This window comes from Roseobacter sinensis, from assembly GCF_025755255.1.
Lineage (GTDB): Bacteria > Pseudomonadota > Alphaproteobacteria > Rhodobacterales > Rhodobacteraceae > Roseobacter > Roseobacter sinensis.
In genome coordinates, this window is the sequence record NZ_JALIEB010000003.1 from 395,403 (window position 1) to 416,165 (window position 20,763).

Consider the following 20,763-nt stretch of genomic DNA (forward strand, 5'->3'; position numbering starts at 1 on the left):
ACCCAACCTGCCGGCACCAACGTTGAGGACAGGCAGGTCCGGTGGGCTTTCAGGCCACCGCGCCGCCACCTGCCGGCCCATCGCGCGGTGCCCCGACAAACCGACCGGCACCCGCCGGACGCGGCAGTTGCGCCTGCGCGTCGGCAAATCGGCGCAGGGCGGCATCGATCTCGGGTGCCGGCTGTGACGGACGCCGGGTATCGAGGCTGACATGCAGCAGAAAATGCTCGCCCGTGGCCAGCAGGCGCGCGCCGGCGTGCATCTCGTGCCATAGGTGCATCTTCTTGCCGCCGCCGCCCAGAACCCGCGTGTGCACCTCGATCACCGTGCCCGCATGCACCTCATCGAGGTGCCGGATATGGGTCTCGGCCGTGAAATAGCTGCCGCCGGATGCGATATACTCGGCGTCACAGCCGATCAGCTCCATGAAGCGGTCGGTCGCATCGCCGAAGGCCTGCAGGTATTTTGCCTCATTCATGTGGCCATTGTAATCCGTCCAGTCCAGTGGCACGGCGCGGCGGACCGTCAGCACGGGGGCTGCCGGGTCGGTCACATCGGCCGCACGCTGCCCCAGGGCATGACCCTCTCGCATCGCGCGCTCCTGCGCTGCCAGCACGTCGCCCGCGCCCCAGCCCTGCCCCTTGAGCGCGCGCATCATCGCCACGAGATTGCCGTCACGAAGTCGCTCCAGGTCGCGGATGCTGTAGTGACCCGACTGCGCGTCGGACTGCCCCGCAATCAGATCCACCAGCTCCTCGGTGAACTCCGGCACATCGGTCAGCTTCGTCCAGGGCCAGGCCAGCGCAGGCCCGAATTGCGCCATGAAATGCTTCATCCCCGCCTCGCCGCCGGCGATCCGATAGGTCTCGAAAAGGCCCATCTGCGCCCAGCGGAGACCAAACCCATAGCGGATCGCATCGTCAATCTCGGCCGTCGTCGCGATCCCGTCCTTGACCAGCCAGAGGGCCTCGCGCCAGACCGCTTCGAGCAGGCGATCGGCCACATGGGCATCGATCTCCTTTTTCAGGTGCAGCGGATACATGCCAAGACCACGCAGTGTGGCGAGAGACTGCTCCAAAATCTCCGGCGCCGTCAGCGCGGTCGTCACAACTTCGACCAGCGGCAGCAGATAGACCGGGTTGAACGGATGACAGACGATAATCTGCTCGGGGCGCAAAGAAGATTGTTGGAGATCGGAGGGTCTGAACCCGGAGGTGGACGAGCCGATCACCGCAGCCGGATCGCAGGCCGCCTGGATTGCCGCGAAGGTCTGCTGCTTGATCTCGAGCCGCTCGGGCACGCTCTCCTGGATCCAGACTGCACCGGTCACCGCCTCAGCGATGGTGTCGTGAAAACTGAGCCCTCCCTCCTCCGGCAGCGCCACGTCGAGCAGCCCCGGCAAGGCGCGGCGCGCGTTCTCCAGAACCGCGTCGATCTTGCGTTTGGCGTCAGGGTCGGGATCGAAAACCCGGACATCCCAGCCGTTCAGAAGAAACCGCGCCGCCCAGCCGCCGCCGATCACGCCGCCACCGATGATCGCCGCTGGTGTCATGGGGCAACCTCCTGCAGTCCAGCGACATCATATCCGTTGAACGCCATGATCTGGCGCGCGGCGGCACGGCGGTCGGCGCGCAAATCGGGGCCGCGGTTCAGGATCCAGCCCATCTCGCCCGAGGGCGTCCCGATCACCGCGGTGCGCGCCTCTTCGTCCATCCACATGACCCAAAGGGCGCGGCTGTCGCTGTCCAGATCCGAGCTGCCCAGCCGCAGAACCCCGCGCGGATCCACGGTCATCGGCACATCGAACGCGGGCTGACCGTCGCAGCGCACGACCAGCCGCGGGCTCTCCGCCTCGGTCATCGCGTCCCAGTGCTGGGATGCACATTGCGGAAAGAAGGCGGTCGGAAAGGCTTCCACGACCAGCCACTCGCCGGCGAAAGCCGCGGGCGAGAACCGTGTGGTGGCCGAAATCGGCACCGCGGTGTCGCGATAACCCGGTTCCGGCGCGGGCGCGCAGGCCGCGACGGCAACACAGACAAGCGCGATGAGGGGCGAGCGCCCCGCCGGCGGCCTCACCGACACGCCAGCAGCCTCGGACGTCCCGGCGCCACTCATCCTGCGGGCGCCCGCTTGACGAGGCCCAGCGTCTCGCGCACCTCAGCCGGCCCGATGACCCGTGCGCCCATGTTCTCGATAATGCTGGCGGCGCGTTCCACAAGCTGCCAGTTCTCCGCCAGCACACCCTTGTCGAGCCAGAGATTGTCTTCAAGTCCAACGCGCACATGCCCTCCCGCCAGCACCGCGGCCGCGACGTAGGCCATCTGGGTCCGCCCCAGCGAGAAGGCCGAAAACGTCCAGTCGGGCGGGACATTGTTGACCATGGCCATGAAGGTGTTGAGGTCGTTCGGCGCGCCCCAAGGCACGCCCATGCAAAGCTGCACGAGTGCGGGCGCCTTCAGAACACCGTTCGCAACCAGTTGTTTTGCATACCACAGATGACCTGTGTCAAAGGCTTCGATCTCGGGCTTGACGCCAAGCTCGGTCATCATGCCGCCCATCGCGGTCAGCATGCCTGGCGTGTTGGTCATGACGTAGTCTGCTTCGGCGAAGTTCATGGTGCCGCAATCGAGGGTGCAGATTTCAGGCAGACACTCGGCCACATGCGCAACCCGAGCGCGCGCGCCGATCATATCAGTGCCGTCCTCACGCAACGGCAGCGGGCTCTCGGGATCGCCGAAGACCAAATCCCCCCCCATGCCCGCGGTCAGGTTGAGCACCACATCCACCTCCGCGGCGCGGATCCGATCCGTGACCTCGCGGTAGTGATCGACGTTCCGGCTTGGCGCGCCGGTCTCCGGGTCCCGGACGTGGCAGTGAACGATCGCAGCCCCTGCCTTGGCCGCGGCGATTGCACTGTCCGCGATCTGCTGCGGAGACCGCGGCACATGCGGGCTGCGATCCTGCGTGCTCCCCGATCCGGTGACCGCGCAGGTGATGAAGACCTCCTGGGTCATTGTCAAAGGCATCCGGTCCCCCTCGTCTTCTCCCCGCGGGCCGGTCAGCCCGCCGATGCTCCGCCTTGCGCCGATACGACCCGCGAATGCGCCTGGGCGCAAGCGGGATTTGCGGCCCCAAGCGCGGTGCGCCTCAATAGGGCATCGGATGCTGCCGGTGCGCCTCAGAGATCTCGTCGAGCACGGTCTGATCGAGCGTCAGATCCATCGCGCCCAGGCAGGTCTCGAGTTGCTCCATCGTCGTTGAACCGAAGATGATGGACCCCATGAACGGACGGGTGCGGCACCAGGCCAGCGCCATTTGGGTCGGGTCCAGTCCGTGGCGCTCGGCAATGTCGAGATAGGCCTGCACCGCCGAAAAGGCCCGGTCGGTCTTGCGCCCGCCCAGATCGGCGTTCAGCGACATCCGAGATTTGCGCGGCACCGCACCGTTTTGATACTTGCCGGTCAGCAGCCCCGCGGCCAAAGGAGAAAAGGCCAGCAGCGAGACGTCTTCCTGGATGCTCATCTCCGCCATGTCGGTGTCGTAGAGACGGCAGAGCAGCGAGTATTCATTCTGCACCGAGGCCACGCGCGGGCCACCCACACGCTCTGCCGTCTCCAGCCATTTCGTGGTGCCCCAGGCGCTTTCGTTGCTGAGCCCGAAGGCCCGGATCGTGCCGCGCTTGACCTCGTCCTGAAGCGCACCAAGCGCATCTTCCATGTGGGCCTGCGTGTCCAGCATCAGCTGGCTGGTGGGATCAAAGGACCAGTTCTTGCGGAACATGTAGCTGCCGCGATTGGGCCAGTGAAACTGATAGAGATCGATGTAATCGGTCTTGAGCCGCCGCAGCGAACCTTCCACGGCCTCGGCAATGGTCTCCGAGGTGATCGGTGCACCATCACGCACGACGGCGAGCCCTTCGCCCGAATGCTTGGTCGCGAGGATCACATCCTCACGGCGCATATCCCGTTCGAACCACAGGCCGATGATCCGTTCGGTCCGACCGATGGTCTCGGCGCTGACGGGGTTCACCGGGTACATCTCGGCCGTGTCGATGAAGTTGATGCCGGCATCGAGCGCGCGGTCGATCTGATCGTGCGCCTCTTCCGCATTGTTCTGAGTGCCCCAGGTCATGGACCCCAGACAAAACTCCGAGACCTCGATCTGTGTGCGGCCCAGCCGGTTCATCTTCATCGTGATGGCCCTCATTCTGTTGGTCGCGCCACACTAGCGACCGACACCGCTGCTGCAAGCGTCTTTCACCCCGCCCAGACCTGGCGCACAGCGCATCAAGTCCGCGTGACAGCATTGGCAGCAGGCCGCGGAAAGCTACCTATAGGTCAGGGGGACGCAAGGAGACACCGGACCGATGTCTATTCTGCTCTCACGACGTGTGCTGATCGCAGCAGGGCTCGCCAGTCTGGCCACCCGCGTCGAAGCGGCGCCACAGCGCTACGACCTCGTCGAGGAGCGCTCGCGTGTCGCATTCATGTTCGACATGAGCGGAACGGCGCAGACGGGCACGGTCCCGGTGAGCACGGCCGATATCCGTGTCGATCCGCGGAACCTCAGCCGGTCGAGCGCCGATGTGACAGCTGACATTCGCGGGGCGCGTACGGGCATGGTCTTCATCACACAGGCCCTGCTGAGCGCCTCGGTTCTCGACGCGCAGACCCACCCGATGGTGCGCTACCGCTCAACGCGGATCGTCCTTGGGCGCGCCGGCCGTATCTCGGAGGGCGCCAAGATCGAAGGCGCGCTGACCCTGCGCGGCGTCACCCGCCCGCTGATCCTCGGAGCCAGCCTGACGCGGCCGGCGGGCTCTGCGCCGGACGATCTCTCGGTGCTCGCGATCCGGCTGACCGGCACGCTCAGCCGCGCGGCCTTCGGCGCGGTGGGTTATCCGAACCTGGTTGCCGACGCCGTCGATCTGGACATCAGCGCCGAAATCCGACGCCGCGCCTGAAAACGACGCCGGTTTGTCGAATAACTGGGAGGCGTCGCACGCAGAGGTGATACTGCTCCGGGCGTCATGCGCCTGCTCATCTCCTTTGCCGCCCTCTTCCTGTCCGTTCTGCTGCTACAGCTGTCCTCCGGTGGTGTGGGCCCGCTCGATGCGCTCTCGGGGCTGGCCCTGGGCTTCAGCAAGCAGGACATCGGGCTTTTGGGATCTGCGCATTTTCTCGGTTTCTTCATCGGCTGCTGGTGGGCCCCGCGCCTGATGGGCAGCGTCGGTCACTCGCGGGCCTTCGCCGCCTTCACCGCCGCCGGGGCCATCGGGCTGATGAGCCACATGCTCGTGGTCGATCCGCTGGCCTGGGCGGTGATGCGCGTCGCATCAGGTGTCTGCGTCGCGGGCTGTTACACGGTGATCGAAGCCTGGCTGCAGGCGAAGGCGACCAATGACACCCGCGGGCGCACATTCGGTGTCTACCGTGTCGTCGACATGACCGGATCGATTGCCGCGCAGATGATGATCGGCGTGCTGGAGCCCGCGAGCTATGTCTCCTACAACCTGCTTGCGATCATCTGCTGTGCCGCACTGTTGCCCCTGACCCTGACGACCGTGCGCCAGCCCGAAACACCCAGCTCACCGCGGCTGCGCCCCCGGCTCGCGCACGAGCGCTCGCCGCTCGCCGCCGCGGGCGTCCTGGTCGCCGCCCTGTCGAGTTCGTCCTTTCGGATGGTGGGGCCGGTCTACGGGCAGGAGGTCGGGCTGTCGATTGACCAGATTGCCTATTTCCTCGCGGCCTTCGTCCTCGGCGGCGCCTTGGCGCAATACCCTGTTGGCTGGCTTGCCGACACCTTCGACCGCAGGCGCGTTCTGATCTGGCTGTCGATCTCGGCCATCGGAAGCTCGGCGGTGACCATATTCGCCGCCGGCTCAGGCACCATGGGCATCATGATCACAGCCGGGCTTTTCGGGATGACCACATTCCCGATCTATTCGGTGGCCGCGGCACATGCCCATGACTTCGCCAGCGACGATGAACGCGTCGAGCTTTCGGCGGCACTCATGTTCTACTTTGCCCTGGGCGCCATTGCGGCCCCCTACGGCGCCTCGCTGCTGATCGAGCTTTACGGTCCGAACGCGCTCTTCCTCCTGATGGCGACCGGACACGCTCTTCTCGTCGTCTTCGGCCTGACGCGGATGCGGGCGCGGCCCGCCCCGTCCGAGCGGACGCGCTATACCTATCTCCCGCGGACCTCCTTCACCATCGGGCGGCTGATGCGGCGCAGACGACCTGGGACCGAAGACTGAGCGGGGCGATTTCCCCGTGGCTCTCGAGGTCAAGCTGCGCTAGAGGAGGCCAGCAAGTCAGACTAAGCGGGGTCCATTCATGGCGCGCCACCTCATCACGTCCGCAATCCCCTATATCAACGGGGTCAAGCATCTCGGCAACCTCGTCGGGAGCCAGCTTCCCGCCGATCTCTTCGCCCGCTATCAACGCGCGCGAGGCCACGAGGTCCTGTTTCTCTGCGCCACCGATGAACATGGCACGCCGGCCGAGCTGGCCGCTGCCAAGGCCGGCAAACCGGTGGCGGAGTATTGCGCCGAGATGCACGCCGTGCAGGCCCGTCTTGCCGAGGGCTTCCGTCTGTCTTTCGATCATTTCGGACGCTCGTCGAGCCCGCAGAACCACGCCTTGACCCAGCATTTCGCCGGACGACTGGCCGAGGCCGGGCTGATCCAGGAGGTGGTCGAGCAGCAGGTCTACTCGATCCGCGATGGGCGGTTCTTGCCGGATCGCTACATCGAGGGCACCTGTCCCAACTGCGGCTACGACAAGGCGCGCGGCGATCAATGCGAGAACTGCACCAAGCAGCTCGATCCGACCGATCTCATCGATCCGCGGTCGGCGATCTCCGGCGCAACCGAGCTGGAGGTGCGCGACACCAAGCATCTGTACCTGCGGCAGTCCGCATTGAAAGACCAGCTCGACGCGTGGATCGATTCCAAGGCCGACTGGCCCGTCCTGACCACCTCGATTGCAAAGAAGTGGCTGCATGACGGTGAAGGGTTGCGCGACCGCGGCATCACCCGCGATCTTGATTGGGGGATCCCGGTGCGCAAGGGCGATGCGGACTGGCCGGGCATGGAGGGCAAGGTCTTCTACGTCTGGTTCGATGCGCCGATCGAATACATAGCCTGCGCCGGCGAGTGGGCCGAGGCGCAGGGTCTGGATGCCGCGGCCTGGGAACGCTGGTGGCGCACGGACAAGGGCGCCGATGACGTCCGCTACACCCAGTTCATGGGCAAGGATAACGTCCCCTTCCATACGCTCAGTTTCCCGACGACCCTCATCGGATCCGGCGAGCCCTGGAAGATGGTCGATCACCTGAAGTCCTTCAACTACCTCAACTACGACGGTGGCCAGTTCTCGACCTCGCAAGGTCGCGGGATCTTCATGGACCAGGCGCTCGAGCTTCTGCCGGCCGATTACTGGCGGTGGTGGCTGCTGAGCCATGCGCCCGAGAAAAGCGATTCCGAATTCACCTGGGAAAACTTCCAGAGCGCGGTGAACAAGGATCTGGCGGATGTGCTTGGAAACTTCATCAGCCGGATCACCAAGTTCTGCCGGTCGAAGTTCGGCGAGGCCGTCCCGGCCGGAGGGCAATACGGTGCTGCCGAAGCGGCCACCATCGCCGAAGTGGAGGAACGCGTGGCGCGATACGCTGAGCTGATGGACACGATGGAAGTGCGAAAATCGGCACAGGAGCTGCGGGCGATCTGGGTCTGCGGCAACGAGTATTTGCAGGCCGTGGCCCCCTGGAGCACCTTCAAGACCGAGCCGCAGCAAGCCGCTGCCCAGACCCGGTTGGGCTTGAACCTAGCGCATCTCTTCGCCGTGCTCTCTGCACCGTTTTTGCCCGATGCAAGCAGAACGATCCTTCAGAGCCTGAAGATCGACACCGCCGCTTGGCCCGACGACCCGTCGGAGTTTCTGAGCCGGCTCGAGGCCGGACATGCCTTTGACGTGCCCGATGTGCTGTTCGCCAAGGTCAGTGACGACGATTGCGCGGCGTGGAAGGCACAGTTCTCCGGTCGGCGGGCCGACTGAGCCCTAAGGACCAACCAAGCCGCCGTTCCCCTGCGGCTTGATTGTCTTCTATGTCGACTGCAGCCGAAGCAGCTCGCCTTGAATCTGCATCCCCTATCTCTGCCTGATTTCAATGAAATCAACGCAAGAGGTGATACACCCTATCTCAGGCTAAAGACGAAACGCTCTAGAACTCTTCCCAACTCGAATCGATCTCGACCTCATCCGTCGGCTCGACCTTCAGCGCCGCATTGCCTTGCGTTGCAGGCACTGCGGCGGTCGGCGCCGTGCTGGGCGGCGCCTTCGGTGCTGCCGCTGGTTTCGCAACCGGAGCCACGTTGAGCTTGAAGCGCGCGACAGCAGTCGCCAGCGCATCGGCCTCTGCAGTAAGCGCATGGCTCGCGGCAGTCGTTTCCTCGAACATGGCGGCGTTCTGTTGCGTCACATGATCCAACTCGTTCACCGCGGTGTTAATCTCATTGAGGCCCGCCGACTGCTCGCGCGCGGAGGCGGCAATGGTCGAAATGCGTTTCGAGATTTCGGAGACCGACTCCACGATTGAAGCCAGCGCCTTGCCGGTCTTGTCGACCAAATCGACGCCCTGCTCGACCTGCTCGCCGGAGCTGGAGATGAGTGCGTTGATTTCGCGCGCGGCATCGGACGATCTTTGGGCCAACGCACGCACCTCGGTTGCCACGACCGCAAAGCCCCGGCCCGCTTCGCCCGCCCGCGCCGCTTCGACGCCAGCATTGAGGGCCAGAAGGTTGGTCTGGAAGGCGATGTCGTCGATGACAGAGGTGATCTTGGAAATCTCTTGCGAGGACGCCTTGATCCCATCCATGGCGTTGACGGCCTGGCGCGCGACTTCGCCGCCCTTTTCCGCGTTCGACTGCGCGTCGGCAGACATTGTCGACGCTTCATCCGCACCTTCAGCCGCAGATTTGACCGAACTGGTCAGCTCATCGAGTGCCGCAGCGGTTTCTTCCAATGTCGCAGCCTGCTTTTCGGTGCGACGCGACAGGTCATCAGCCGCCGTGGTGATCTCGGCAGTCTCGTTGCGGATGGCCTCGGAGTTGTGCATCACGGCACCCACGGCATCCTGCAGGGCGCGGACCGCTGCGTTGAAGTCCGTACGCAGTTTTTCGTAGTCGGCCGGGAAAGCTGTCGAAATCTCGAAGGTGAGATCCCCGTCCGCCAGAGACTGCAACCCGACGCCGAGCGCTTCCACGACGCTCTTTTGCTGTTCCGCCGTCCGGGCCCGCTCCTCTTCGCTGCGCAGGACCGCTTCCGCGCTCTCCGTCACATCGGTTCCGAGGAAGATCGCCCGCTCCAACTGACCGTCTGGCGACGGCACGGAGGCGAAGTTGCCCTCGACGACCAGAGATTTCCCGTCGGATGCCCGCTTCATGACGAACCGGCCGAAGACCGCCTCACTGTTGGTGTCGCTCGTCAAGACCCGCCGCTTCAATTCGGCCGCGTCGACATCGCCTGCCGAAGATCCACCGAAGATATCGGAGAAGCTGCGCTGCTTGATGGTGTCCTCGCCAACGTCAAGAAGTGCCACGAGGTTCGGGTTGGTCCCGACAACCTGACCGGCCGCATCGAATTCAATCCGCAACTGCCCGTCGTCGATTGTCTCGAGCAGTGCGGAGTTGCGGGCGGCCTCGGTGGCGTCGGACCATTCGATCACCGCACCGATCATCTCGCCAGCGTCATTGATTGCCGCGTTCATGTTCACTTCGATGAGCACGTCACCGATCTTGGCGCGATGAGACGCGGGCAAGACGCCCAAGCCCTTCGACGCAATTTCACGCGTGCGCTGACGCAGTTCGCTGAAGTTCGCAAGGTTGGCGCCCATCACCTCGCCCGCCTTCAGATCCGGCCAATGCGCCTGCAATCCGGGCATGATGTCCCCAAGCAGCTTCTCGCAGGTGGGGTTCATGAAAATCACCTCAAGCTGCTCGTCAACCATCATCATCGGCGCAGTCGACCCCACAAAAGCCGCACTCTTGAAGGCGCTTTCACGTTCTGCCAGCTTGGCCTTGGCCAGCGCTTGACGGAACATATCGAGCCGCCGCGCCATCTGGCCCACTTCGTCACCGCGTTTCGTGAACGGCACCTCGATATCGTATCGCGCCTGCTCGATGTCACCCATGGCGTCGGTCAGCCGCATGATCGGCCGTGACATCTGGCTGCGCAGGAAGAACCCGGCCAGGCCCACAGCGACCAACATGACAACAAAACCGGTCATCAAGGCGCGATTTTGGAGGGTAGCCAGTTTCGCAATCTGGCTCGCATCGCTCCAGCTGGTGACAACCACACCAGCGATGGCGTCGCCATCACCGAAGGCGGCGGGCACGGCCGTCGACAAACCGTCCTCGGACATCACGGTCTGACCTTGTTCGAGCGCATTTTGCGCCAGCGCTGCGGCAGCCTCGGCGTAGAACGCCTCGGTCCCTTCGCTATAGAGCACCGCGCCGGTATCGCTCATCACAAAGGCGCCGATTGCGTCCGGGCGCGCGGACGCGATGACGCCTTCCACGATCAACTGTACGGCATTTGTATTGCCGAACTTGATGGATCCGCCCATCTGCATGGCCAGCAACGCGGTCACCTCAGCCGCTCTTTCGCTCAGGGCCTCGGATGTCAGCCTTTTTTTCGTGTCATTGCTTATCCCCACCACGACGGCGACCACGGTGATGATGCAGACAAGCACCATGATGGTACATTTGACAAAGAGACTGTTGAGCGCGCCTATGCTGATTTTTGGGCTTTTTGGGGTCGCCATCACCTATTCCTTTTGATGCGATCGGTCCCGCCGCAGCGCATGCGCCGGGCGTGCATGGGACCAGTATTGCGATTTCCTCTACAACCCAGTTCTTACGGAGCGCTTAACGCCCGCATAACGCCGGGTGCTCCGTGACCACCGGAGCCAGGAGAATCGGGAAGATTTTCGTCAAATCGGCCGGTCACAAGACGGGCCGCTTTGCCTCTTCGGAAGCTCTGCACATCACCACATCTGGGGGAGAAGACCGTGCGGACAAATTGCCATGGTACCCGCGGCCGGACTCGAACCGGCACGGCGTTTCCGCCTGGAGATTTTAAGTCTCCTGTGTCTACCATTCCACCACGCGGGCCCGCCGCGCACCATAGCGGAGCGGGCCCCGGTGTAAACGGGTCAGATGTCGTTTCCCGAAGGCGCCAGAGGTCCGCCTTCCGCCATCAGAAAGCGCTCTGAAAGCCAGGGGTTGTTGTGCAGCGCGTCCTCGAGCTGGGCGCGCGCCTCGTCGATGCGGTCGAGGTGCATCAAGGTCAGCGCCCGTCCCGACTGCGCCCCCACATGGCGCGGTTGCAGGCGAAGTGCCACATCGAGATCCACGAGCGCGAGATCATAATCCTGACGCAGGAAGTGAACGAAGGCACGCTGGTTGAACCCTTCGGCATAGAGCGGGCAGTACTCGGCGAGCCGGTCAAAATCGGTCAACGCGCCGACGAAGTCGTAGACCTCGCGTTTGCGCATTCCGCGGTCGAGCACCTCCTGCGCTGCGGCATCGGGCGCGGTCAGCCACAGTTGCCACATCTGTTGGGACAGCGCGCGCCCGTCCTGCTCGGTGTTCGCATCCCGCGCCTCAGCAAAGAGCGTCTCGAGCTCGGCCGACACATCGGCGGGCGGCGGACACTCTGCGAAGGCGGGCAGCGCAAGGCAGCTGAGAAGAACGGAAAGCCGTGTCATACGACATCATCGACCTCAAAGCCGCGCCCCGTCAAGCCGGGTCGGCGAGCATCGTCTCCTTGACCGCTTCCATCGCAACGAAGGTCGAGGTGCCCGCAACATGGGGCAAGGCCGAAATCGTCTCGCCCAGAAACTGCCGGTAGCGGGACATGTCCCGCGTGCGCACCTTCAGCAGGTAGTCGAAGCTGCCCGCGATCATATGCGCCTGCTCGATCTCGGGCACCTTCGCAACCGCAACATTGAACGCGGTCAGGGCCGCTTCGCGCGTGTCGCTGAGACGCACCTCGACAAAGGCGACATGATCGAGCCCCAGCCGGATCGGATCGAGCAGCGCCCGGTAGCCGATGATCACACCGCTCTGCTCGAGCCGCCGCAACCGCGCCTGCGTGGGCGATTTCGACAGACCGATGCGCTTGGCCAGATCGGTGATGCTGATGCGCCCGTCTTCCGCAAGAACGGACAGAATCGCGCGGTCGAAGCGATCTAGATCCGCTTGATCGTTTGTCGCGTCGTCTGGCTTCATTTTGACCATATCGCCCTCCCTTCGTCTCATCTTTGGTCAGTCTGGCTTCGCTCTTCGGAGTATACTAGGCCAAACCGCTTAAAGGAAACAGGTTATGGCGCGCGACATGTCCCACTCCCTCCGTCAGCAGATCGATGCCCGCAAATACGCCGACCCCGACGCCGTCTTGGCCGATCTGATAGGTCAGGCCGCACTCTCCGCCGACGCCCGCGCGCGGATCGCGGATCAGGCCGCCGAACTGGTGCGGGACATCCGCAAGAGCACCGCCCCCGGACTTATGGAAGTCTTCCTCGCGGAATACGGATTGTCCACCGATGAAGGCGTGGCATTGATGTGCCTCGCCGAGGCGCTGCTGCGGGTGCCCGATGCCGACACGATCGACGCGCTGATCGAGGACAAGATCGCGCCCTCCGACTGGGGTCGGCATCTGGGGCACTCCACCTCCAGCCTCGTCAACGCCTCGACCTGGGCGCTCATGCTCACGGGTCGGGTGCTCGACGACGAACAACCGGGCCCCGTGCGGCATCTGCGCGCCGCCATCAAACGGTTGGGCGAGCCGGTGATCCGCACCGCCGTGAGCCGCGCGATGAAGGAGATGGGCCGCCAGTTCGTGCTTGGTGAGGACATCAACAACGCAATGGAACGTGCTGCAAATATGGAGAAAAAGGGATTTACCTACTCCTATGACATGCTTGGCGAAGCGGCCCGCACAGAAGCGGATGCAAAGCGCTACCATCTCAGCTACTCGCGCGCGATCTCGGCCATCGCCACCGCCTGTACATCGACGGATATCCGCAAGAACCCCGGCATCTCGGTCAAGCTCTCGGCGCTGCATCCGCGCTTTGAGGTGGCACAAGAGGAGGCGGTGATGACCGACCTCGTGCCGCGGCTGCGGGCGCTGGCGCTGCTGGCCAAATCGGCCGGGATGGGCCTCAACGTCGATGCCGAGGAAGCGGATCGCCTCGCGCTGTCGTTGGAGGTGATCGACCGGGTCATGGCCGAGCCCGCGCTGGCCGGCTGGGACGGCTTCGGTGTTGTCGTGCAGGCCTACGGGCCGCGCGCGGGCACTGTGATCGAGGCACTTTATGAGATGGCCGAGCGGCATGATCGCCGGATCATGGTTCGCCTCGTCAAAGGCGCCTACTGGGACACCGAGGTCAAGGCCGCGCAGGTCGACGGCGTGGACGGCTTTCCCGTCTTCACCCGGAAGGCCGCGACGGATGTCTCCTACATCTGCAATGCCAAGCGCCTGCTGCAGCTCACCGACCGGATCTATCCGCAGTTCGCGACGCATAACGCGCATACGGTCGCGGCGATCCTGCATCTGGCAGAGGACCCCGAGGCATATGAGTTCCAGCGTCTGCACGGCATGGGCGAAACACTGCACACGCTGGTCATGGCGCAGAACCGGACCCGCTGCCGCATCTACGCGCCCGTGGGGGCCCACCGCGACCTGCTCGCCTATCTCGTCCGGCGCCTGCTGGAAAACGGTGCGAACTCCAGCTTCGTGAACCAGATTGTCGACGAGGATGTCCCGCCGGAGGTCGTGGCGGCAGACCCGTTCGAGACACTCGCCGCTGCGCCCTCCCCCCGCATCGCCACCGGGGCCGAGCTCTTCCGGCCGCTGCGCGACAATGCAAAGGGCTTCGACCTCAGCCATGCGCAGACACTTGAGGCGATCGACACCGCCCGGGGCGCCTTTGCGGCCCACAGCTGGGAGGCTTACCCGTTGCTTGCCGGCACGCCCGATGCCGAAGCGCGGACCGAGCCGGTTGCAAACCCGTCTGATCCTGCGGGCTCTCCCGGCACGGTCCGCAGTGCAACCCGCGCGGATGTGGAGACGGCTCTGGCCGCTGCAACGGTCTGGGACGCGCCGCTGAACGAACGCCGTGCGGTGCTGCTGGCGGCCGCCGAGCGGATGGAGGCCCGGTTCGGCGAGATTTTCGCGATCCTGGCCCGCGAGGCCGGCAAGACCCTGCCCGACTGCCTGGCCGAACTGCGTGAAGCGGTGGACTTCCTGCGCTACTACGCAGCGCAGGCCACCAATAGCCCGCCGGCCGGCATCTTTACCTGCATCTCGCCCTGGAACTTTCCCTTCGCGATCTTCTGCGGCCAGGTGACCGCCGCGCTGGCCGCGGGCAACGCGGTGCTCGCCAAACCGGCCGAGCAGACCCCGCTGGCAGCCTTTCTGGCAGTCTCGATCCTGCATGAGGCCGGCGTGCCGCGCACCGCGCTGCAACTGCTGCCGGGGGGCGGTGAGATCGGCGCCTGCCTCACCTCGGACGACCGGGTGAACGGCGTGGCCTTCACCGGCTCGACCGCCACCGCACTGCGCATCCGGTCTTCGCTTGCCACTCACTGCGCGCCCGGTACCCCGCTGATCGCGGAGACCGGCGGGCTCAACGCGATGATCGTGGACAGCACGGCGCTGCCGGAACAGGCGGTGCAGTCGATCATCGAAAGCGCCTTCCAGTCGGCCGGGCAGCGTTGTTCCGCGCTGCGCTGCCTCTATGTACAGGAGGACATCGCGGAAAGCTTCACCGAGATGCTGATCGGCGCCATGCACACGCTGCGGCTCGGCAACCCGTGGCAGCTTTCGACCGATGTGGGACCAGTCATCGACGAGGCAGCACGCAAGACCATCGCAGACCATGTCGCCCACGCCCGCACCGAGGGCCGGGTGCTGGCCGAACTGGAGACGCCCGCCGAGGGCACCTTCATTGCCCCCACGCTGATCAAGCTGGGCGGCATCGCCGAGCTGGAGCGCGAGATCTTCGGCCCGGTCCTGCATCTGGTCACGTTCAAATCGCACGAGCTCGACGCGGTGATCGACGCGATCAATGCCACCGGTTACGGGCTGACCTTTGGCCTGCACACTCGGATCGACGACCGTGTGCAGCATGTCTCGGACCGGATCGAGGCCGGCAACATCTATATCAACCGCAATCAGATCGGCGCTATCGTGGGCAGCCAGCCCTTTGGCGGCGAGGGGTTGTCGGGCACCGGTCCGAAGGCCGGGGGGCCGAACTATCTTGCGCGGTTTGCCGATCCTGACCGTGAACACAGTGAAGAGGATTGGGACCAGCCGATGGAGCACCCGCCGGCCCTGCGCAGCGCGCTGGCACCGAATGGCCCGGCGCAGAGCCTGCCGGGGCCGACGGGCGAATCCAACCGCCTGAGCACCCTGCCCCGCGCCGCGTTGCTCTGCGCCGGGCCGGGCGCCGCGGTCGCCGAGGCGCAGGCGCGGGCCGTCGAGGCGCTCGGCGGTGTCGCGGTCAAGGCAACGGGCCGGATCGACCCCGACCTGCTCACCGAAGGCCCTGCCTATGGCGGGGTGCTCTGGTGGGGCGACAGCGAGACCGCGCGCGCAATGGAGACGGCGCTTGCCGCCCGGACAGGTCCGATCATCCCGCTGATCCCTGGCCGTCCCGATCTGACCCGCGTCCGGGCCGAACGGCATGTCTGCGTGGACACGACCGCCTCGGGCGGCAACGCCGCACTTCTGGGGGCGTCGACCTGACGCAGCCGCATCGGCGGATGCACCCCACCGCTCCCTTGACGCAGCTCGTCTGATCCCGCAGCGTGCGGCCATGTTTCCGATCCGTGATCACAACCCCTCGGGCCGCACGCCCTACGTCACCTACGTGCTGATGGCCGCCAATGTGGGAATATTCCTCAGCTACGTCGGGATCATGCAGGATGCGCGGCTGATCAACAGCTTCTGGGTCGACTGGGCCCTGATCCCGGCCCGGCTCGATGCGGGTCAGGGCAGCTACACGCTGGTGACCTCCATGTTCCTGCACGGGGGGTGGATGCACCTGGCGGGCAACATGCTGTTCCTCTTCATCTTCGGTGACAACATCGAAGATGAAATGGGGCATGCGGGCTATCTTTTGTTCTATGTCGCCGCAGGCATTGCGGCGGGCTGGGTGCAATACGCCTCGGCGCCCGCCTCTGTCGTCCCGACTGTTGGTGCCTCGGGCGCCATTGCAGGGGTCATGGGCGCCTACCTTCTGCTCTTTCCAAAAGCGAAGGTGGATATCCTCTTCATTTTCATCATCTTTTTCCGGATCTTTCCGATCCCGGCCTGGATCATGCTCGCCGTCTGGTTCGCACTGCAATTCGTTGGCGGTGTGGGCTCGGACCCGGACACCGGTGGCGTCGCGTATTGGGCGCATGCAGGCGGTTTCGTGGCCGGTCTGGCGCTCGCGCTGCCGGTCTGGCTGAAGCGCGGCGGGCCGGCCTTCTGGCAGCGCACCGATGGTCATCCGCCCCACCCCGAAGCGCGCTACCGCGTCAGAAGCAGCAACATTCCGAAGGTGAGCCGGCGGCGAGGCCCGAAAGGTCCGTGGAGCTGATCAGCCGCGGACCAGCTTGGCCAGCGGAGAAAAGAGCGCCTCATTGGCGCAGATGATCGTCCCATCGGCAACGATATCCTTCTCAGGCTCGATCGGTTCGGCCAAGCCGCCCGCTTCACGCAGGATGATCAGCCCCGCCGCAATGTCCCAGGCGTTCAACCGCCGCTCCCAATAACCGTCGTAGCGGCCCGCGGCCACATAGGCGAGATCGAGCGCCGCCGCCCCCCAGCGCCGGATGCCGGAGCAGGCAGGCGCCACGCGCGCCATCTCCGTCAGGGTCTCCGGCAGATCGGACCGCCCACCGAACGGCAAGCCCGTGGCGAAGAGCGCTTCGATCATCTTGCTGCGCCCCGAGACGCGCAGGCGGCTTTCGTTCATCCACGCGCCCGCACCCTTCTCGGCAAAGAACATCTCGTCCTTGGCCGGGTCAAAGACCACGCCCGCCACGATCTGCCCCTTGTGTTCGAGCGCAATCGACACCGCCCAATGGGGCAAGCCGTGCAGGAAGTTCGTGGTGCCGTCCAGCGGATCGACGATCCAGCGGCGCGTCGGGTCCTGACCCTCGGCGCCGCCGCCCTCCTCGCCGAGCCAGCCATAGGTGGGACGCGCGCCCATCAGGTCCTCCTTGATCAGCGTCTCGGCGTTGAGATCGGCGCGGCTCACGAAGTCGCCCGCCCCCTTCATCGAGACCTGCAGGTTCTCGACTTCGCGGAAGTCTTTCACCAGCGCGCGGCCTGCACGGCGGGCGGCCTTGATCATGATGTTGAGGTTTGCGCTGCCGACCATGCTGGGCTCTCCTTTTGGGGATCAGGCTGCGCGTATAAGGGCTGGTCACTGGCTTGCCAAGGGGGCACGGCCGCGCCGTCCCGGACGCAGGGGCCCACGCGGGTGTGACGGCTGCGGATGGGTTCAGCGGGCTTCCAGCCAGGCTTCGACGCCGCCAGCCATCGGCGGCCTGAAATAGGCGATCATCCGTCCGTCCGGCCCGGCCGTCGCAGTCTCACCCCAGGGTGCCACCCCATGCAGCACCATTCGGTGCAGCAGGATAACGGCACCAACGGGCGCATGCACGACGATCCGCGGACAGCTTTCGAAAACCCGGCGCCGGGCCGCGGTGTACGCATCTGTCACGTCCACCTGCGACAGCGGACCCGTCGCTGGCCCCAGCGCTTCCCGCAGGGCCGCCTGCATGACCGCGTGGCTGCCCGGCCAAACCACCAGGGGGGCCGCCGCCTCAGACGCGTCTGTCATCGGCAGGCCCAGGATGAAGGCATGCGGCTCCCGAACAAACCGGCGTTTCGGGTCTCCCACACCGATCAGCCCGTCCACATGCGCGGCATTCCGGTTGAGCCGGTACCGAAAGCCGGCGGCACTTTCGCCTTCGCGCGGGCGTGGATAGCCCGGATAGGTGACAGAGAGCTGCGCTGGGTGCAAAGCCGGCCAACCACCGCAATGCGCCGCCGTGAAGGCCACCGCCGAGCCAGTGAGCGCAGGCCCGCCGGCCACCCGGCCCGCCACATCGTTCGGCAGCACATCAAGCCCGACGAACCACGTGCCTTCGCATTGGAGCATCGCGGCATTCTGCTCGGCGCTCACCGCGGCGCGGGCGTGCGGTAATGCGTGGGTGACCCAGTCGAGCACCGCGTCTTCCGGAGGAAACACGGCCCAGCCGGTCTCGGAAAACGCGGACGGATCGCCGTCCGTGCGGTCTAGAGCCATGACGCGCCCCGCACCCCCACCGCCTCTGCGTTGACGCCGCCCACGTGGCTACCCCACCTTCCGGCAGTCCTCGCGCGGGGCGATCTGCTGCAGCGCCTCGCGCACCAGATCCGTGCCCGCGCCGGGACGGTGTGCCCCCTCGGACAGCATGCGCCGCCACGCGCGCGCGCCGGGCCGCCCGGTGAAGAGCCCCAGCATGTGCCGGGTGATCTGACCGAGTTTGCCGCCCTGCGACAGGTGATCCTCGATATAGGGCAGCATCTGCAGAACCGCCTCTTCCGGCAGGCTGGCTTCACCTGTTCCGAAGATCCGCGGGTCGGCCTCGCAGAGGATCGCGGCAGGGTCCTGATACGCCGCACGCCCGATCATGACGCCGTCCAGCCCGCCGTCCAGAAACTCCTGGGCTTGATCGAGCGAGGTGATGCCGCCATTGATACTGATGTGCAGGTTCGGAAAGAGCCCTTTCATCTGCCGCACCAGATCGTAGTCAAGCGGCGGGATATCGCGGTTTTCCTTCGGGCTGAGCCCCTGCAGCCAGGCCTTGCGGGCGTGGATGATCACCCGCTCGCACCCGGCGCGCACGATGTGGGCCAGAAACTCGGGCAGCACCACGCTTGGGTCCTGCGCATCCACGCCGATCCGGCATTTCACTGTGACCGGGACATCCACCGCCCGCTGCATCGCCGCCACGCACTCCGCGACCAACGCCGGCCGCTCCATCAGGACAGCGCCAAAACAGCCGGATTGGACCCGGTCGGACGGGCAGCCGACGTTCAGGTTGATCTCGCAATATCCCGCCTCCGCACCGATGCGGGCGGCCTCTGCCAGCTCACCCGGGTCCGAGCCGCCAAGTTGCAGCGCGACCGGGTGGTCCGACAAGGTGTGGTCGAGCAAATGCAGCGCCTGGCCCCGGACTAGCGCAGCCGACGTCACCATCTCGGTGTACAGGAGCGCGTGCTCGCTCAACAGCCGGTGAAAGTGCCGGCAATGACGGTCCGTCCAATCCATCATCGGAGCCACGGACAATCTAGCATGTTGATTTATTTGCATTTTTTGCGTATCTTCAAACTGTTGGCGGCGGATGCTGCTACGCTGGACTACGCCCCAATATCCCCGAATTTGCCCCTCTACGACGACTCATTGCACACACGGCGCACACGAAAATGGCCTCCATCACCAAGCTCCCCTCCGGCGCCTACCGGGTCCAGATCAGACGAAAGGGCCGCTACGCGAGCGAGACGTTCCTCCGTCGCGACGACGCCCATCGTTGGGCCCGCCAGGCAGAGACCCGAGTCGATCAGGGGCTGGCGCCGAACAAGTCGTCCGTTTCCCGCCTCCAGACCTTTGGCGACCTCATCGACCTTCATATAACCGATATGTGCGAGGTAGGGAAACCGCCGCGTCGCAGCAAGGCCGCCACGCTGACCACGCTCAAGCGCGATCTCGGCAAGGAGCGGATCGGGCACCTCGACCGGCAGAAGCTGATCGACTACGGCAAGACGCGCGCGGAGCAAGGTGCGGGCCCGGTCACTCTCGGGATCGACATCGGCGTGATCAAGATGATCATCACCCATGCGGCGGCTGTACACGGCCTCGACATCTCCCCAGAGCCCGTCGATCTGGCGCGTGTCGCACTGAAACGGCTTGGCCTCATCGGCAAGGGTACAGAGCGGGATCGACGCCCCAGCACGGACGAGTTGAACCGCTTGTTCCGTTCCTTCGATGACAATGAACGCCTGACGCTGCCCATGACGCGGATCGTGAAGTTCGCGGTCGCCACGGCCATGCGGCTCGACGAGATCTGCCGGATCGAATGGAACGATCTCGATGTCGACCGCCGCATGCTCCTGATCCGCGACAGAAAAGACCCGCGTAACAAGACCGGAAATGACCAGCGCATCCCGCTCTTCGCCGCCACCGGATTCGACGCCTGGGCGCTTCTCATCGCTCACGCAAAGGGTTTCGGACGTTTTGACGACAGGATTTTTCCCTACAACTCGCGATCGGTTGGCACGGCCTTTCGACGAGCCTGTAGAAGCGTCGACGTGAGGAATCTGCACTTCCACGATTTACGTCACGAAGGCACAAGTCGCCTTTTCGAAGCCGGGCTCGCCATTGAACAGGTCGCGCTGGTGACAGGCCACAAAGACTGGAAAATGCTGCGCCGTTATACACATCTTCAACCAGAAGCGCTGCATGCGTTGGTTCCGAAACGCGCGGTTTCGCCTTCGTCACTGTTAGCCGGAGAATGAAGAAAGTCTGGACTGCATCGATGATCACGCAGCGGGTCTGCCGAAGTCAAAGTCGGCCCAATTGTCTAGCCCCCTGTTGCTGGGCCACTGATCAGCCGTTTCTCTAATAGGGTTTCTGGCACCGGTGGCCGCATGTTGA

At 64.9% G+C, this 20,763-nt stretch carries 16 protein-coding genes and 1 tRNA gene; 6 read left to right on the forward strand and 11 right to left on the reverse strand.

Annotated elements, in window-relative coordinates:
* Positions 1-49: 49 nt before the first annotated feature.
* The 4 genes from MUB52_RS07280 to MUB52_RS07295 all read right to left on the reverse strand — a co-directional run bounded on the left by MUB52_RS07280 (position 50) and on the right by MUB52_RS07295 (position 4,191).
* Positions 50-1,552, reverse strand: coding sequence for a carnitine 3-dehydrogenase (locus tag MUB52_RS07280; RefSeq protein WP_263843530.1), 1,503 nt, complete (start codon positions 1,550-1,552; stop codon positions 50-52).
* A complete protein-coding gene (locus MUB52_RS07285; protein ID WP_263843531.1) occupies positions 1,549-2,115 on the reverse strand; it encodes a lipocalin family protein in 567 nt (188 codons plus the stop codon). The genes MUB52_RS07280 and MUB52_RS07285 overlap by 4 nt, the downstream gene beginning before the upstream one ends.
* A complete protein-coding gene (locus MUB52_RS07290; RefSeq protein WP_263843532.1) occupies positions 2,112-3,026 on the reverse strand; it encodes a BKACE family enzyme in 915 nt (304 codons plus the stop codon). Before MUB52_RS07290 ends, MUB52_RS07285 begins: the two co-directional genes overlap by 4 nt.
* A 121-nt stretch (positions 3,027-3,147) precedes the next feature.
* On the reverse strand, positions 3,148-4,191 hold the full coding sequence (locus MUB52_RS07295) for an aldo/keto reductase (protein ID WP_263843533.1): 1,044 nt from the start codon (positions 4,189-4,191) through the stop codon (positions 3,148-3,150).
* Positions 4,192-4,366: 175 nt separating this feature from the next.
* Here MUB52_RS07295 and MUB52_RS07300 point away from each other — a divergent pair, with 175 nt between their 5' ends.
* From MUB52_RS07300 to metG, 3 genes are all read left to right on the forward strand, one after another.
* Positions 4,367-4,963, forward strand: a complete 597-nt coding sequence (locus tag MUB52_RS07300) for a YceI family protein (protein ID WP_263843534.1) — start codon at positions 4,367-4,369, stop codon at positions 4,961-4,963.
* Between the two features lie 66 nt (positions 4,964-5,029).
* The gene (locus tag MUB52_RS07305) at positions 5,030-6,259 is read left to right on the forward strand and encodes an MFS transporter (RefSeq protein ID WP_263843535.1); all 1,230 of its coding nucleotides are present in this window, start codon (positions 5,030-5,032) and stop codon (positions 6,257-6,259) included.
* A gap of 79 nt (positions 6,260-6,338) precedes the next feature.
* Positions 6,339-8,060 carry a methionine--tRNA ligase gene (gene metG / locus MUB52_RS07310; protein WP_263843536.1) on the forward strand — a complete coding sequence of 574 codons (1,722 nt, stop codon included), beginning with the start codon at positions 6,339-6,341 and terminating at the stop codon, positions 8,058-8,060.
* 166 nt (positions 8,061-8,226) lie between these two features.
* Here metG and MUB52_RS07315 read toward each other — a convergent pair whose 3' ends face one another.
* The 4 genes from MUB52_RS07315 to MUB52_RS07330 form a co-directional block, all read right to left on the reverse strand.
* The gene (locus MUB52_RS07315) at positions 8,227-10,827 is read right to left on the reverse strand and encodes a methyl-accepting chemotaxis protein (protein WP_263843537.1); all 2,601 of its coding nucleotides are present in this window, start codon (positions 10,825-10,827) and stop codon (positions 8,227-8,229) included.
* Between the two features lie 263 nt (positions 10,828-11,090).
* Positions 11,091-11,176, reverse strand: a tRNA-Leu gene (locus tag MUB52_RS07320).
* Positions 11,177-11,217: 41 nt separating this feature from the next.
* Positions 11,218-11,772 (reverse strand): tetratricopeptide repeat protein, encoded by a 555-nt coding sequence (locus tag MUB52_RS07325; RefSeq protein ID WP_263843538.1) that lies wholly within the window; start codon positions 11,770-11,772, stop codon positions 11,218-11,220.
* Between the two features lie 31 nt (positions 11,773-11,803).
* Positions 11,804-12,304, reverse strand: coding sequence for an Lrp/AsnC family transcriptional regulator (locus MUB52_RS07330; protein WP_263843539.1), 501 nt, complete (start codon positions 12,302-12,304; stop codon positions 11,804-11,806).
* A gap of 97 nt (positions 12,305-12,401) precedes the next feature.
* On the opposite strand from MUB52_RS07330, the gene putA reads away from it, so the two are divergent.
* Positions 12,402-15,815 carry a bifunctional proline dehydrogenase/L-glutamate gamma-semialdehyde dehydrogenase PutA gene (gene putA, locus MUB52_RS07335; protein WP_263843540.1) on the forward strand — a complete coding sequence of 1,138 codons (3,414 nt, stop codon included), beginning with the start codon at positions 12,402-12,404 and terminating at the stop codon, positions 15,813-15,815.
* 70 nt (positions 15,816-15,885) lie between these two features.
* Complete coding sequence (locus MUB52_RS07340; protein WP_263843541.1) at positions 15,886-16,653, forward strand: rhomboid family intramembrane serine protease; 768 nt, start codon at positions 15,886-15,888, stop codon at positions 16,651-16,653.
* On the opposite strand, the gene MUB52_RS07345 is transcribed toward MUB52_RS07340, so the two are convergent.
* From MUB52_RS07345 to dusA, 3 genes are all read right to left on the reverse strand, one after another.
* A complete protein-coding gene (locus MUB52_RS07345; RefSeq protein WP_263843542.1) occupies positions 16,654-17,439 on the reverse strand; it encodes an inositol monophosphatase family protein in 786 nt (261 codons plus the stop codon).
* A 123-nt stretch (positions 17,440-17,562) separates the two neighbouring features.
* Complete coding sequence (locus tag MUB52_RS07350; protein ID WP_263843543.1) at positions 17,563-18,372, reverse strand: hypothetical protein; 810 nt, start codon at positions 18,370-18,372, stop codon at positions 17,563-17,565.
* Between the two features lie 48 nt (positions 18,373-18,420).
* Complete coding sequence (dusA, locus tag MUB52_RS07355; protein ID WP_263843544.1) at positions 18,421-19,422, reverse strand: tRNA dihydrouridine(20/20a) synthase DusA; 1,002 nt, start codon at positions 19,420-19,422, stop codon at positions 18,421-18,423.
* A gap of 113 nt (positions 19,423-19,535) precedes the next feature.
* Between dusA and MUB52_RS07360 the strand changes: the two genes are divergently transcribed.
* Positions 19,536-20,624, forward strand: coding sequence for a site-specific integrase (locus MUB52_RS07360; protein WP_263843545.1), 1,089 nt, complete (start codon positions 19,536-19,538; stop codon positions 20,622-20,624).
* Positions 20,625-20,763: the final 139 nt, after the last annotated feature.